This window comes from Burkholderia pulmonis (genome assembly GCF_984667975.1).
In genome coordinates this window covers 3,357,137-3,370,433 of the sequence record NZ_OZ480187.1, presented here as the reverse complement: position 1 = coordinate 3,370,433, position 13,297 = coordinate 3,357,137, and the positions used below count along the sequence as shown (strand labels likewise).

At 64.1% G+C, this 13,297-nt stretch carries 12 protein-coding genes; 6 read left to right on the top strand and 6 right to left on the bottom strand.

The window, feature by feature from the left end:
* Positions 1 to 1,822: 1,822 nt before the first annotated feature.
* Positions 1,823 to 3,004, top strand: a complete 1,182-nt coding sequence (locus tag AC5LXK_RS31880) for a DNA-binding protein (protein WP_493392622.1) — start codon at positions 1,823 to 1,825, stop codon at positions 3,002 to 3,004.
* A gap of 136 nt (positions 3,005 to 3,140) precedes the next feature.
* Here AC5LXK_RS31880 and AC5LXK_RS31875 read toward each other — a convergent pair whose 3' ends face one another.
* From AC5LXK_RS31875 to AC5LXK_RS31865, 3 genes are all read right to left on the bottom strand, one after another.
* Positions 3,141 to 4,160 (bottom strand): tyrosine-type recombinase/integrase, encoded by a 1,020-nt coding sequence (locus AC5LXK_RS31875; protein WP_493392621.1) that lies wholly within the window; start codon positions 4,158 to 4,160, stop codon positions 3,141 to 3,143.
* A gap of 103 nt (positions 4,161 to 4,263) precedes the next feature.
* On the bottom strand, positions 4,264 to 4,641 hold the full coding sequence (locus tag AC5LXK_RS31870; protein ID WP_493392620.1) for a DUF2471 family protein: 378 nt from the start codon (positions 4,639 to 4,641) through the stop codon (positions 4,264 to 4,266).
* Between the two features lie 141 nt (positions 4,642 to 4,782).
* The gene (locus AC5LXK_RS31865) at positions 4,783 to 5,412 is read right to left on the bottom strand and encodes a helix-turn-helix domain-containing protein (protein WP_493392619.1); all 630 of its coding nucleotides are present in this window, start codon (positions 5,410 to 5,412) and stop codon (positions 4,783 to 4,785) included.
* Between the two features lie 158 nt (positions 5,413 to 5,570).
* Here AC5LXK_RS31865 and AC5LXK_RS31860 point away from each other — a divergent pair, with 158 nt between their 5' ends.
* Together AC5LXK_RS31860 and tdh are read left to right on the top strand one after the other, a co-directional pair.
* Positions 5,571 to 6,770 carry a glycine C-acetyltransferase gene (locus AC5LXK_RS31860; protein WP_493392618.1) on the top strand — a complete coding sequence of 400 codons (1,200 nt, stop codon included), beginning with the start codon at positions 5,571 to 5,573 and terminating at the stop codon, positions 6,768 to 6,770.
* 13 nt (positions 6,771 to 6,783) lie between these two features.
* Positions 6,784 to 7,812 (top strand): L-threonine 3-dehydrogenase, encoded by a 1,029-nt coding sequence (gene tdh, locus AC5LXK_RS31855; RefSeq protein ID WP_059238284.1) that lies wholly within the window; start codon positions 6,784 to 6,786, stop codon positions 7,810 to 7,812.
* 409 nt (positions 7,813 to 8,221) lie between these two features.
* Here tdh and AC5LXK_RS31850 read toward each other — a convergent pair whose 3' ends face one another.
* Together AC5LXK_RS31850 and AC5LXK_RS31845 are read right to left on the bottom strand one after the other, a co-directional pair.
* A complete protein-coding gene (locus tag AC5LXK_RS31850) occupies positions 8,222 to 8,638 on the bottom strand; it encodes a hypothetical protein (RefSeq protein ID WP_493392617.1) in 417 nt (138 codons plus the stop codon).
* Complete coding sequence (locus AC5LXK_RS31845) at positions 8,635 to 9,273, bottom strand: GNAT family N-acetyltransferase (protein WP_493392616.1); 639 nt, start codon at positions 9,271 to 9,273, stop codon at positions 8,635 to 8,637. The genes AC5LXK_RS31850 and AC5LXK_RS31845 overlap by 4 nt, the downstream gene beginning before the upstream one ends.
* A 169-nt stretch (positions 9,274 to 9,442) precedes the next feature.
* Between AC5LXK_RS31845 and AC5LXK_RS31840 the strand changes: the two genes are divergently transcribed.
* Together AC5LXK_RS31840 and AC5LXK_RS31835 are read left to right on the top strand one after the other, a co-directional pair.
* A complete protein-coding gene (locus tag AC5LXK_RS31840) occupies positions 9,443 to 10,048 on the top strand; it encodes a TetR/AcrR family transcriptional regulator (RefSeq protein ID WP_493392615.1) in 606 nt (201 codons plus the stop codon).
* Between the two features lie 71 nt (positions 10,049 to 10,119).
* Complete coding sequence (locus AC5LXK_RS31835) at positions 10,120 to 10,599, top strand: nuclear transport factor 2 family protein (RefSeq protein ID WP_493392614.1); 480 nt, start codon at positions 10,120 to 10,122, stop codon at positions 10,597 to 10,599.
* Positions 10,600 to 11,075: 476 nt separating this feature from the next.
* Here the strand turns inward: AC5LXK_RS31835 and AC5LXK_RS31830 are convergent, their stop codons facing one another.
* Complete coding sequence (locus AC5LXK_RS31830) at positions 11,076 to 12,161, bottom strand: tartrate dehydrogenase (protein WP_493392613.1); 1,086 nt, start codon at positions 12,159 to 12,161, stop codon at positions 11,076 to 11,078.
* A 116-nt stretch (positions 12,162 to 12,277) separates the two neighbouring features.
* On the opposite strand from AC5LXK_RS31830, the gene AC5LXK_RS31825 reads away from it, so the two are divergent.
* A complete protein-coding gene (locus AC5LXK_RS31825; RefSeq protein ID WP_493392612.1) occupies positions 12,278 to 13,201 on the top strand; it encodes a LysR substrate-binding domain-containing protein in 924 nt (307 codons plus the stop codon).
* The last annotated feature ends 96 nt before the right edge of the window (positions 13,202 to 13,297 follow it).

Here is a 13,297-nt window from a genome sequence, read left to right as displayed (position 1 = left end):
ACGTCGGGTCGGAGGTGAAGTTTCCCGGAAGGATAGCGCCTGCGGTGATGTGCGTCCAGAACGACATGCTCACCATAGCCGGTGAAGCGCGCATGCAAAACGGCACTCACCCCAACCACTCCCGAAAACCCTCACCGGTCCGCCGTTGCAGCGTTCCGGACTCTTCCAGACGTGCTGCGGGATGCGCCGATTCACAGAATTTCACCTGTGCATGACACGTGCGGAATTCGCTCCCGTATCGGCTCACCTATCAATTTGTCGTAATTTTGCGACTTCAAGGCCATGCGTTCGGCACAGGGTTGCGATTGCATCTCGTCGCGCCCTCCCGACCTTCCCGCATCGGCCTGTATGCATGTACAGGCACGGGTCACCGGAAGATCGAATCCCGATCCGACGCCCGGAAAAGCCCCGTCAAAACCGGCCTGCCCAACCCGATCGGGCCTGTTTGTACGGCCCGGGCGCGCATTGTACAGCGCACCAATCGTGTCGGGTCCCGAAAATACTCACCTTGGGCACAGCAGATTCATTTGTTCAGATACCGATGAACGCCCGACACACGCGGGACTTGCTGCCAACACCTCCCGAAAACGCTCACCTGACGGAAAAAATGCGGCACAGCAGCGGGTACGGGAATGGCTCCCGAAAAATCTCACCGTAACCGGCCCGGTATCAAAAATCTCAATCCCTTCCGATACTTATACACAGAAGGCATTTGGCTGTGCATCGCCGGGATCCCCCGAAAAGCCTCACCTTTCGGGCCGAATCCTTCATACGACAACCGTATGTCAGCCCCCGAAAACGCTCACCTGTGCCAAAAAGTGGCACAGCAAAAACGAGATTTCTCCCAGCCCTGGTGGGCTTTTCGACGAATCCGGCCGGTCACAGGTCCCGAAAAGCCTCACCTTTGACCATTTTTTCAGCAAATACCATTCCCGAAAATGCTCACCCTTCACCCAGGTCACAGCCTGTGATCCATGCCCCGAAAAAGCTCACCTTTACGTGATCAGGGCAGGAAAACCCGGATTTCCCTCCCGAAAAGCCTCACCTTTGGGGCATCACAGGCCCCCGAGAGCACTTTTGCTGTGCAAAATGGCGTCCGTTTCCCGGAAACCCTCACAGCAAAATCCCGCGGAGTCCCGTGAAACCTCACCTTTCGCCAAATCTGCCCAAAAGATGGGCAGAAACGGGGCGCGAAGCAGGTCCCGCAAATTCTCACCTGTGTCTGCACAGGCAGAAAACTGTGCAGTCAGGCACAGCGCGGCTTCCGTGGCTGTGCGGCCCCGAAAAACCTCACCTTTGGGAAATCTCGTGTTTCACTGTGATCCCGAATCCGCTCACGACCTTTCCTGCAACGGCTCACGCAGCTCCCCGAACCCCATCACTTCAGCTCCCGCAGAAGATCACCTTGGCTCCCGTAAAACTTCACCTTGTCAGCTGGAAAGCCTTGCTACATAAGGCTGTGCCGTGGCGTTAACGTTTTTAACTAAGGGTTCAAGGGTGTTTACTTCTAATACTCTCAAGACATGGGCCGAAGAGTTTTCCACAGATACCCCAACCCCTGAACACCCACAGGCAACCGGATCCGTTGTCATGTGAAACAAATGCCAAAATTCGCGGTCTGCGGGAAAATGCTTGTACGACAAGGACTTGGCTAACTTTCTTCGCTTTGTTTCACGGAATCTTTGACCTCCGTCGACTGGATAGGCTCACAGATCCGATTTCTGTGCAGAACGACGTAAATTCGCAACGTCAGCACAAAACTAGTATCAAGAAATACGTATTTCGTTATGATTGCCACACTTCAATGTCTGTGAGCACGGTCATGACCCTGGACGAAATGCGCCAAGTCATTCGGGAAGAACTGGAATCGCTTCGTGCCGGCGGAGCGCGGCGCCAGGAACTGTCGCTACATGCGTGCAAGCGCTTGTTCTTCGATCTCGGGATTCGCCCGTCGGCCGCCAACGTTCGCGATCTCACCCAAACCGGCAGCGCCAGCGACATCCCGAAAGACATCGATCATTTCTGGGAACGCATCCGTTCGGCATCCAAGATCAGGCTCGACGGCGCGGCTATCCCGAAGGCCGTCGAGGAAAAGGCCGGTGCGTTGCTCGGCGCACTTTATGAAGAAGCGTTGAAAGCAGCGCGCGACAGCCTCGATGGCGATCGTGAGCAGGTTCGCGCCGGCGTAGCCGATGCCGAACAGCGGTTGCGTGATGCAACCGTCCGCCAGGAAACGCTCGAAGGCGCGCTTGCGCGCGGTGAAGCACGAAACGAGCAATTGCAGGCGCGTGTGACCGAACTCGAAGTGCAGCTCGCGTCGCAGACGACGCACGGTTCGGCAAGCGAGGCAACGTTGCTCACCACAGTTGCCCGACTGGAAAAGGAACTGACCGCGGCCGCCGGCCGCATCGATGCCGAACAGGCGCAGAACGCGACGCTGCGCGACCGCATCGATACGCTGCAGGCCGAATTGCAGCAGCGCACCGAGCACTACGCGCAACAAATCAAGGATGCGGTGGCCGAAGCCGAACGTCGCGTCAAACCGATGCTGGTCGAGCTGGACTCGTTGCGCAGCATGGCGTCGACCTATCAGAGCGGGCTGCGCGACGTGCAGCGCAAGGAATTCGATTTCCTGCAGCAATTGAGTTCGGCCAAGGCGCGTGCCGACCGGCTCGAAGAGCAGTTGCGCACCCAGAGCGACGAACTGGAACGCGCGACGCGTGACGTCAGTTCGTTGCGTGCAAGCCGTGGCATGAATCCGGAAATCGCCGCGCTGATCCGGCGCCTGGCCGATGCGGGGCAACTTGATGCTGAAGCGTATGCGGCGATCGGCACCTCGCTCGATCAGGAAATCCCGGCGCCGACGCGGTGCCCGCATTGCGACGGCGAGCCGGAGCTGTCACACGGTGACGAAGGTTTCGAGGTGGCATGCCCCGAGTGCGAGCATGCTTCGGGCGCATGGCCGTCCCGGTTCGAAGCCGTCGCACGTTTCGCGCAAACGTGACCCGGAGGCAGACAGTCCCGCACAGGTGAGACGATTCGGGACGCTTGAGGTGAGGTTTTTCGGGAGCCGAGAAACGGTGAGGCTGCGCCACACAAGGCTGCTCACGGATCGCTTCGCGTGAGCAGCCGTTTCCCGATCAGTGAGTTTCGTCGCTGTCTGCCGCGTCACCTTTGTTGTCGGCCAGCCCGTCGCGCCAGTTTTTCCATGCGCGATGCAGGCGATTCGACGAGATCGGCCGCATGAAGCCCAGCCATTTGCCGACCCGCTCGGGCGGCACGTCGTGCTCGAACAGTTCGGCCGCGTAGGTGTTGCGCAGCGTTTGCGGGCTTGCGCGCGCGGTGCGCGACGACGTGAGCCCGGCCGATTCGACGATCGCGTCGATCGCGCGCAACATCGTCGCCTTGTGCATCGGCCGCCCGGCGTGCGATGCGGGAAACACGAGTTCGCCCGGAATCTCCTGGCGTTTGCGCTCGGTGAGCCATGCTTCGAGCAGCGCGATCGCGAACGACGCGAGGTGGGTTTCGCGTGCGTAATCCGGATGCGTCGACTCGATCTGCAACGATGTGCCGCTCGTATTGATGCAACTAATCGTAAGTGCGCGGGCCTCCCCGGTCTTGATGCCGGCACCAAGAAAAGCGGCGACGAGCGCGCGGTCGCGGCGCTCTTTCCAGTACGCGGAACCCGATACGCCGATCGGCGAAAACAGATACGCGAGCAGCGTCGCGCGTTCCGCCGGCGCGAGGAAGCCGGTCGGCTCGTTGTCGCGGGCCTTGCGCCAGTTCGCTTCGCCATCCTGAGCAATGAAGCGGGCCGGATTGGTCGATGCGTACTCGGTGCGACGGATGTGGTCGAGCACGCGTTCGATCAGCCGGAGATAGCGCATTCGCTGCGTTTTCTTGATCGGCAACTCGCCGACGAAGTTCGCGATGGTGGGCGTATCGACCGTCGCCAGGTTCTTCTGGTGCGCACGCATCCAGGCGAGAAACGCGCCCCACTGCGCGCGATAGACATCGGCCGACGAGCGGCGATAGTCCTGCATTGCCAGCCATGCGTCGAACGCTGCTTCGGGCGAAACGATCCAGTCGGATGCGCCGCGGTCGAACAGATCCTTTTCTTCCGGGCGTGCAGCGGTGTCGGGAGAGGTGGGAAGGGACATGGTGTTTATTCCGTTAGTTGCGTATATGGTAGCGCTTTCCGCAACGTATCGGGCTGCAGGAGACTGAACCCGGCCACCCTGGGCCGTGGCCGGGGCCTGGCCATCAGTCGCCCCACGCCTTGGACTGACGAGAAGCACGCTCGCGAGGCGCTGTATCGTGCGTCGTTGCCGCGGCTTCGTACGCGAGAACCGCGAACGAAAAGACGGCGGGCAGCGCATTCGAGCGCCCGAAGTCGATCGGATCGTCCGTTTCGGGAAACGTCATGTCCGACGGCCGTTCGAACAGTTGGCGCATGCCGGCCTCGTGCCGGCTGGCAAAGCCGAGATCGGCGAGCGCCTCGGCTTCGATCGCGTGCAGCAGGCGCCACGTCAGCGGCACGCGCTGACGGATGTACCGCACGGCAATATGGCGAACGATCAGTTCGAGGTCGTGCGCGGCAGCCTTGAAGCTGAGCGCGGCCAAATCTTGTTCTTCTGTCATTGCAGGCTCCTGTCGACCGGGGCGGACGCCTCGGTGCGCCGGCTCCGGCCCGTGCATGGCGGAATGTCCGTATACTGTACAAACATACAGTATTTTCCGCAACTGGCCTGCGATTGACCTTTTGGCCGACTATCCGCGCCGTCAGCGATGAATCACGATCAGCAATGCCCGCGCTTCGGCCTTGCCGGGATTGCGGATCGCGTGCGGCTCGTCGGCCGGGTAGCGTGCGGTGTCGCCCACTTTCAGGCGCCGGCTGGCCGCCGCGGCCTCGATTTCCATTGCGCCCTGCAGCACGGTAAGGTGCTCGCGCGTGCCGGGTTCGTGCGCGTTCGATACCAGCGCGCCGCCGCCCGGCAGCGTCAGTTCGTACCACTCGAACTTGCCGGCGAGGTCGATCGGGCCCCATACGCGCAGCTGGTACCGGCCGTCGTGACCGGCGAGCGTCGGAATGTCGTGCGGGCCGTCGACGCGAATCGTCTCGGGCGCCTTCGGCTGCGAGAACAGTTCGTCGAGCGTGATGCCGAGCGCGTTCGTCAGCCGCCATGCAACGGCGATCGTCGGGTTGGCCTTGTCGCGTTCAATCTCGGAGAGCATCGATTTCGATACGCCGGCCGCGCGCGACAGGTCGTCGAGCGTCAGCTTGCGCTCGTTGCGCAGCCGCTGGATCTGCTCGCCGACACGCGGCGGCGTGACGGCGGGCGGCGGCGTGACGGCGGGCGGCTGCGGTGCGGCGTCGGCAGGCGTGCGCCGCGACCGGGAGGAACTTGCCATTTGGATTCCGTTCGCTTAGAGTTGTTCGATATTTCGAATTCCAGTTCGGAATATCGGATAAATGCGGTCAACCGAACGACCGACTATAACAGTAGCAGGCCGTTGCGCCGCCACGAGCGATGCGCTGCGGAATGCGAATCCCTGTCAGGAGCTTTGCGATGCGTGATGCCTTTCTCGCCCAGGTGCGCGGGACGCTCGACCAGATCCGCGCGGACGGTTTTTACAAGACCGAGCGCGAGATCGCGAGTCCCCAGGCGGCGGCCGTGCGGCTCGCCGGCGGTGCCGGCGTGCTCAATTTCTGCGCGAACAACTATCTGGGTCTGGCGAACGATCCGCGCCTGATCGATGCGGCGAAGGCCGGCCTCGACCAGGACGGCTTCGGCATGGCATCGGTCCGCTTCATCTGCGGCACGCAAACCGTCCACAAGCAACTGGAAAGCGCGCTGGCCGCGTTTCTCGGCACCGAGGACAGCATCCTGTATTCGAGCTGCTTCGATGCGAACGGCGGTCTGTTCGAGACGCTGCTCGACGAGAACGACGCGATAATCAGCGACGAGCTGAATCACGCGAGCATCATCGACGGCGTCCGCCTCTGCAAGGCGAAGCGTTTCCGCTACAAGAACAACGACCTGTCCGACCTCGAGGCGAAGCTGAAGGAAGCAGACGCAGCGGGCGCGCGCCACAAGCTGATCGCGACCGACGGCGTGTTCTCGATGGACGGCATCATCGCCGATCTCAAAGGCATCTGCGATCTCGCCGATCGCTACGGCGCGCTCGTGATGGTCGACGATTCGCATGCGGTCGGCTTCATCGGCACGCACGGCCGCGGCACGCCCGAGCACTGCGGCGTCGAAGGCCGTGTCGACATCATCACCGGCACGCTAGGCAAGGCGCTCGGCGGCGCATCGGGTGGCTATGTCGCCGCACGTCGCGAAGTGATCGAACTGCTGCGCCAGCGTTCGCGTCCGTACCTGTTCTCGAACACGCTCACGCCGAGCATCGCCGCGGCATCGCTGAAGGTGCTGGAACTGCTCGGCAGCGACGAAGGCGCGAAGCTGCGCGAGCGCGTGCGCGAGAACGGTGCGCGTTTCCGCCAGCAGATGACCGAAGCGGGCTTCACGCTCGTGCCCGGTGCGCACCCGATCATCCCGGTGATGCTCGGCGACGCACAGCTCGCGACGAACATGGCCGACAGGCTGCTCGCCGAAGGCGTCTACGTGATCGGCTTCTCGTTCCCCGTCGTGCCGCGCGGCCGCGCGCGCATCCGCACGCAGATGAGCGCCGCGCATACGCCCGAACAGATCGACCAGACGGTCGCCGCGTTCGTGCGCGTCGGCAAGTCGCTCGGCATCATCTGACGGAGGCGCGATCATGAAGGCACTGGCAAAGCTCGAACGTGGCCCCGGCCTCACGCTCACGCGCGTGAAGCGTCCCGAAGTCGGCCACAACGACGTGCTGATCAAGATCCGCCGCACTGCGATCTGCGGCACCGACATTCATATCTGGAAGTGGGACGACTGGGCGCAGAAGACGATTCCCGTGCCGATGCACGTCGGCCACGAATACGTCGGCGAGATCGTCGAGATGGGGCAGGAAGTGCGCGGCTTCGCGATCGGCGATCGCGTGTCCGGCGAAGGCCACATCACGTGCGGCTTCTGCCGCAACTGTCGCGCGGGGCGCCGGCATCTGTGCCGCAACACGGTCGGCGTCGGCGTGAACCGCGAAGGCGCGTTCGCCGAGTACCTGGCGATTCCGGCGTTCAACGCGTTCAAGATTCCGCCCGAGATCTCCGACGATCTCGCGTCGATCTTCGATCCGTTCGGCAACGCGACGCACACCGCGCTGTCGTTCAACCTCGTCGGCGAAGACGTGCTGATCACCGGCGCGGGCCCGATCGGCATCATGGCCGTCGCGATCGCGAAGCACGTCGGTGCACGCAACGTCGTCATCACCGACATCAACGACTACCGGCTGGAGCTCGCGCGCAAGATGGGCGCGACGCGTGCGGTCAATGTCGCACGCGAGTCGCTGCGCGACGTGATGTCCGACCTGCACATGACCGAAGGCTTCGACGTCGGCCTCGAAATGTCGGGTGTGCCGAGCGCGTTCACGAGCATGCTCGAGGCGATGAACCACGGCGGCAAGGTCGCGCTGCTCGGCATCCCGCCCGCGCAGACGGCGATCGACTGGAACCAGGTGATCTTCAAGGGGCTCGAGATCAAGGGCATCTACGGCCGCGAGATGTTCGAGACCTGGTACAAGATGGTCGCGATGCTGCAGAGCGGCCTCGACCTGTCGCCGATCATCACGCATCGCTTTGCGGCCGACGATTACGAGCAAGGCTTCGCCGCGATGCTGTCCGGTGAAAGCGGCAAGGTGATTCTCGACTGGACGGTCTGAGTCGCGCGTCGAGACGGGGCAGTGCGGCATGTTTGCCGCCTGCCCCGCTTTCGTTTGAGCGGATACCGTCGACGCCGGAACGCGTGATTCAGCGCTTGAGGTGAGATTATTCGGGAGCTGTGTTGGCGCGCCGGATCGCAGCACGATCCCGCATCGGTGACTCGCAATCCCACGCTCGCTTCACCTGTCGGCAGCCGCGCCGCTTCTCCCCGCCACGCCGTTCGGCGCCTGTTTTCTCTGCTTCCACGCACTTCCCTGCTGCGCTTGTCGTGCGAGCGTTCGCTGCGCACCGCATGCGATGTCGTACCGAACCGGCGCGTCAACCGTGAGTTGCGCGTCGCGTTGCAACTCATTCATACGCATACGCGATGCAACCGGCGGCGATCGGCGCTGATCGGTGCGCAGGCCGCTACTTGATCCGTTCACCATTCGACCCGCGCGGATCGAGCTGGAGATTCAACACGACGAGCCAGCGCTTCGGGCACTGCGGCGCAACGTCGATCGGGTCGCCGTGCGGGCCGGGAGTCGTGACGAACCCGTGTTGCGCCGCGTACCGGTACGCGCGCAGTGCATCCGCCTGCAGCCAGAAGCTGACGAGCGCGCAGGTCACGAAACGGAACAGCAGCACCGCCGCGGCCTCCGGCGCGAAACCGGCGGCGATCAGCAGGCCTTCGAACGCGAACGTCAGCGCATGCGCAGCCGCGATCGTGACGATTGTCAGCTTCATCACGCCGCGCAGTCGCAGCGCCGCGCGCACGCGGGCTTGCCGGACGGCGAGCCGCGCGTGATCGTCGTCGCCATCGCTTTTCGGTACATCGTGTTTCATGACGCCGCACCGGCTTGCCGCACCACGTCGATCTGCGTCGTGTCGTACGCACGCAGGCGACCGTCCGCGACGCTGACGGCCTTGCACAGGATCGTGCTGTCGTAGTTGTGTCCCGGAAAGCGCACGACGTCGACCGGCTGAAATCCTTCGCGACGATAGAAATCGACGAGCCGGACGGCCGCATACGGCGCGTCGAGCGCGAGATGCGTCGCGCCGCGCGCGGCGGCACGGCGTTGAGCAAATGCGAGCAGCGAGCGGCCGATGCCGCGATCCTGCCAGACCGGATCGACGGCCAGCTGGCCGAGCGTTGCGACGCGCCGGCTGCGATACGGATCGCAGCGGGAATCGGGATCGTGCGACAGCATCGTCATCGTCGCGATCAGATGCGCGTTGCCGAGCGCGACGAAGCATTCGTCGGTCAGCACGCGTTCGCGTGTTGCCGATGCCGACTGATCGACGCCCGGGCAGTTGAAGCCCAGTGCGCCGAGCGGCGCGAATGCACGATGCAGCAGCGCGGTCAGCGCGTCGTACGAATCGCCGTGCGGATCGAAGCGCCGCACGACGACGCGGCCGTCGAGCCGCTTCGCATAAGCCGCATAGGCACGCGCGGGGCGCGCGGATTCCGGTCGCTGCATGATGTCCTTTCGCCCAGACAGGGTGACCGAAGTGTAGTGAGCATCGCGTATCCGCTTCAAGAAAAAATGTCGTAAACGCGGCGGGCCGGTGCACGCTTCGGCCCTTCCGTCGACAGGGCCTTTTCACACGGGCGTTGACGAGGGAGAACGATCGTTCTACCGTAAACCCATGAACACACCTCACGACTCCTCCGGCGAACCGGGCGTTCGCGACCGGCTGCTCGACGCGGCCGAAGCGCTGATCTATTCCGGCGGCATCCACGCAACGGGTGTCGACGCAATCGTGAAGCGATCCGGCGCGGCGCGAAAAAGCTTCTATTCGCATTTCGAATCGAAAGAGGCGCTGGTCGTCGCCGCGCTCGAACGCCGCGACGAGCGCTGGATGCGCTGGTTCGTCGACGCCACGCTGGCGCGCGGCAAGACGCCGCGCGCGCAGTTGCTCGGCATGTTCGACGTGCTGCGCGACTGGTTCGGGCAGCCCGATTTTCACGGCTGCGCATTCCTGAACGCGTCCGGCGAGATACCCGATGCCGACGATCCCGTGCGCGTCGTCGCACGCCTGCACAAGGCACGCCTGCTGGCGTTCGTGCGTGAACGCTTCGACGCGTATGCCGACGAAACGGGCATCGAGCGCCGCGGGCTTGCGCGCATCGCGCGTCAATGGCTCGTGCTGATCGACGGCGCGATCGGCGTGGCGCTCGTCAGCGGCGATGCCGGCGCCGCGCGCGATGCGCGCGCGACGGCCGAACTGCTGCTCGATACCGTATCGCGGTAGCCGACGCAGCGAATCCGAACCGGCCGCATACGTGTGCGGCCCGAACCCTGAACTCTGAACAGGAGCAACTCATGTCCGTATCTCCCGAAGTCCGTCCGCCCGTTCCGCCCTTCACGCTCGAAACGGCCCGCCAGAAGGTGCGCGCCGCCGAGGACGGCTGGAACACGCGCGATCCGCAGCGCGTGTCGCTCGCCTATACGCCGCAAAGCCGATGGCGCAATCGCGCGGAGTTCGTGACGGGCCGCGACGAGATCGTCGGGCTGCTGCAGCGGAAGTGGGCGCGCGAACTCGACTACCGGCTGATCAAGGAGCTGTGGGCGTTCGACGGCAATCGCATCGCGGTGCGCTTCGCGTACGAATGGCATGACGACGCGGGCAACTGGTTCCGTTCGTACGGCAACGAGAACTGGGAGTTCGACGAAAACGGCTTGATGGCGCATCGCCACGCGAGCATCAATGATCTGCCGATTCGCGAGGCCGATCGTCTTTATCACTGGCCGCTCGGCCGTCGTCCGGACGATCATCCTGGGCTGTCCGACCTCGGACTGTGACGGACGCCTCGACTCAGCGCAGCGGCGAACGCGTCACCGAAGCTCAAAGGTGAGGAAATTCGGGAGCTGAGCGCTGAAGGTGAGGTTTTTCGGGATGAGGGGAAATGTCGCGTCGAACCGTGTGTTTCGAGCGGATCGACGCGGCGTCGCACCCGGTCACGAGGACGTGTCGACGTGCAATGGTGTGCGTCACTCGATGATGCCTCTCACCGGTCGCGCCGGTTCGACCATGCAGTGACGACCGGTGTGCGCGAGCCTGATGCGCAACTCACCGATCGAATCGATTTCGACTGTCGACGAAAGACGGTGCGAGCCGTGCGTGTCGCTGCACGGCGTGACTCACCGTTCGATTTCACCGCGCACGCTTGCGCAGCATCCGCACGAGTGCGCGAACGCATCGCGTGTTGCTCACCGCAGATCGATTCATGAAGTGCCGCCCGGCACGAGCGCCGGGCGTGACTCTCGGCCCTCGGCCCTCAGCCCGCAATCCGTGCGGCAATCGCCTCGCCCACTTCCTGCGTGCCCGCGTGGCCGCCGAGATCGCGCGTATGCGGCCCCGTGCGCAGCACGTCCTCGATCGCGGCGACGATCGCATCGTGTGCTTCGCGTTCGCGGCCCGCGCCGTTGCCGAGGAAGTCGAGCATCATCGCCGCCGACCAGATCATCGCGACCGGATTCGCGATGTGCTGCCCCGCGATGTCGGGCGCCGAACCGTGCACGGGTTCGAACAGCGACGGGAATGTGCGGTCGGGGTTCAGGTTCGCCGACGGCGCGATGCCGATCGTGCCCGTACAGGCGGGCCCGAGATCCGACAGGATGTCGCCGAACAGGTTCGACGCGACGACGACGTCGAAGCGGTCCGGCTGCAGCACGAAGCGCGCGCACAGGATGTCGATGTGCTGCTTGTCGACGGCGATCTCCGGATAGCGTTCGGCCATCTCGGCCGCGCGCGCATCCCACCACGGCATGCTGATCGCGATGCCGTTGCTCTTGGTCGCGACGGTGAGGCGCTTCGCGCGCCGCTGCGCGAGCTCGAACGCGAATTTCAGCACGCGCTCGGTGCCGTGCCGCGTGAAGATCGACTGTTGCATCACGACTTCGCGATCGGTGCCTTCGAACATCGTGCCGCCGACCGACGAATATTCGCCCTCGGTGTTCTCGCGCACGATCATGAAGTCGATGTCGCCCGCGCGGCGTCCGGCGAGCGGAGACGGCACGCCGTCGAACAGGCGTGCCGGCCGCAGGTTGATGTACTGGTCGAATTCGCGGCGGAATTTCAGCAGCGAGCCCCACAGCGAAATGTGATCCGGCACCGTCGCAGGCCAGCCGACCGCGCCGAACAGGATCGCGTCCATGCCCGACAGCTGCGCCTTCCAGTCGTCCGGCATCATCTTGCCGTGCTGCGCGTAGTAGTCGCAGCTTGCCCAGTCGATCTCGACGAAGTCGAAGCGGATGCCGAAGCGCGCGGTCACGGCGTCGAGCGCGCGCAGGCCCTCGGGCATCACCTCGCGGCCGATGCCGTCGCCGGGGATCACGGCAATCCTGTAAGTCCTGTCGGTCATGCAAATCTCCTTGGCTGTTCGGCCGGCTGCCCGGGGAGGCAGCGGCCCGTCACGTCATTCTATTTATTTCCATCTGGATTAAAATCGCGCGAAAGTTAATCGACTTTCCACGAATCGTGAACAAATCGCCGAACCTCGACGACCTGCGCGTGTTCAGCCTGGTCGTACGATTGACGAGCTTCAGCGCGGCCGCGGAGCAGCTTGCGGTGTCGCCCGCCTACGTCAGCAAGCGTATCGCGATGCTCGAGGCGCAGCTCGGCACGCGCCTGCTGCATCGCTCGACACGCCGCATGACGGTCACCGAAGCCGGCGAGCGCGTGTTCGCGCGCGCCGAAAAGATTCTCGACGACGTCGATCATCTCGTCGAGGACGTGTCGACCACGCGCACGGTGCCGCGCGGCACGTTGCGGATATCGAGCAGCTTCGGCTTCGGCCGGCACGTCGTCGCCCCGGCACTGCTCGACTTCACCGCGCGCTATCCGCAACTGAACGTGCGGCTCGATCTGTTCGACCGGCTCGTCGACGTCGCGGGCGAAGGCTACGACCTCGACGTGCGCATCGGCGACGAGATTGCCGATCACCTGATCGCGCGCCGCCTCGCCGCGAACCATCGCGTGCTGTGCGCGTCGCCCGACTATCTCGCCCGCCGCGGGACGCCACGCTCGCTCGCGGATCTCGCGTCGCACGACTGTCTCGCGATCAAGGAGCGCGATCATCCGTTCGGCGTATGGCGGCTGAACGTACGCGGCGAAACGGCAACGGTGAAGGTCGGCGGCGCGCTGTCGACGAACCACGGCGAGGTGGCCGTGCAATGGGCGCTGGCCGGCCGCGGGATCGTGCTGCGCTCGATCTGGGAAGCCGCGCCGCTGATCGAGCGCGGTGAACTGTGCCGCGTGCTGCCGGACGCGATCCAGCCCGCGAACATCTGGGCCGTGTATCCGGAACGCGTCGCGGCATCGGCGAAGGTGCGCGTGTGCGTGGATTTTCTGGCGGAGACGCTCGCCGGGCTGAATGCCTCGGCGAGCGACGATACGGCCTGAAACCGGCTAAAGGTGAGCTTTTACGGGGGGGCGTGCGCAGGCCCTGGACGCGACGCGGATTCCGCTGCCGGGCGCGCCTTCGACGATGCCGGCGCG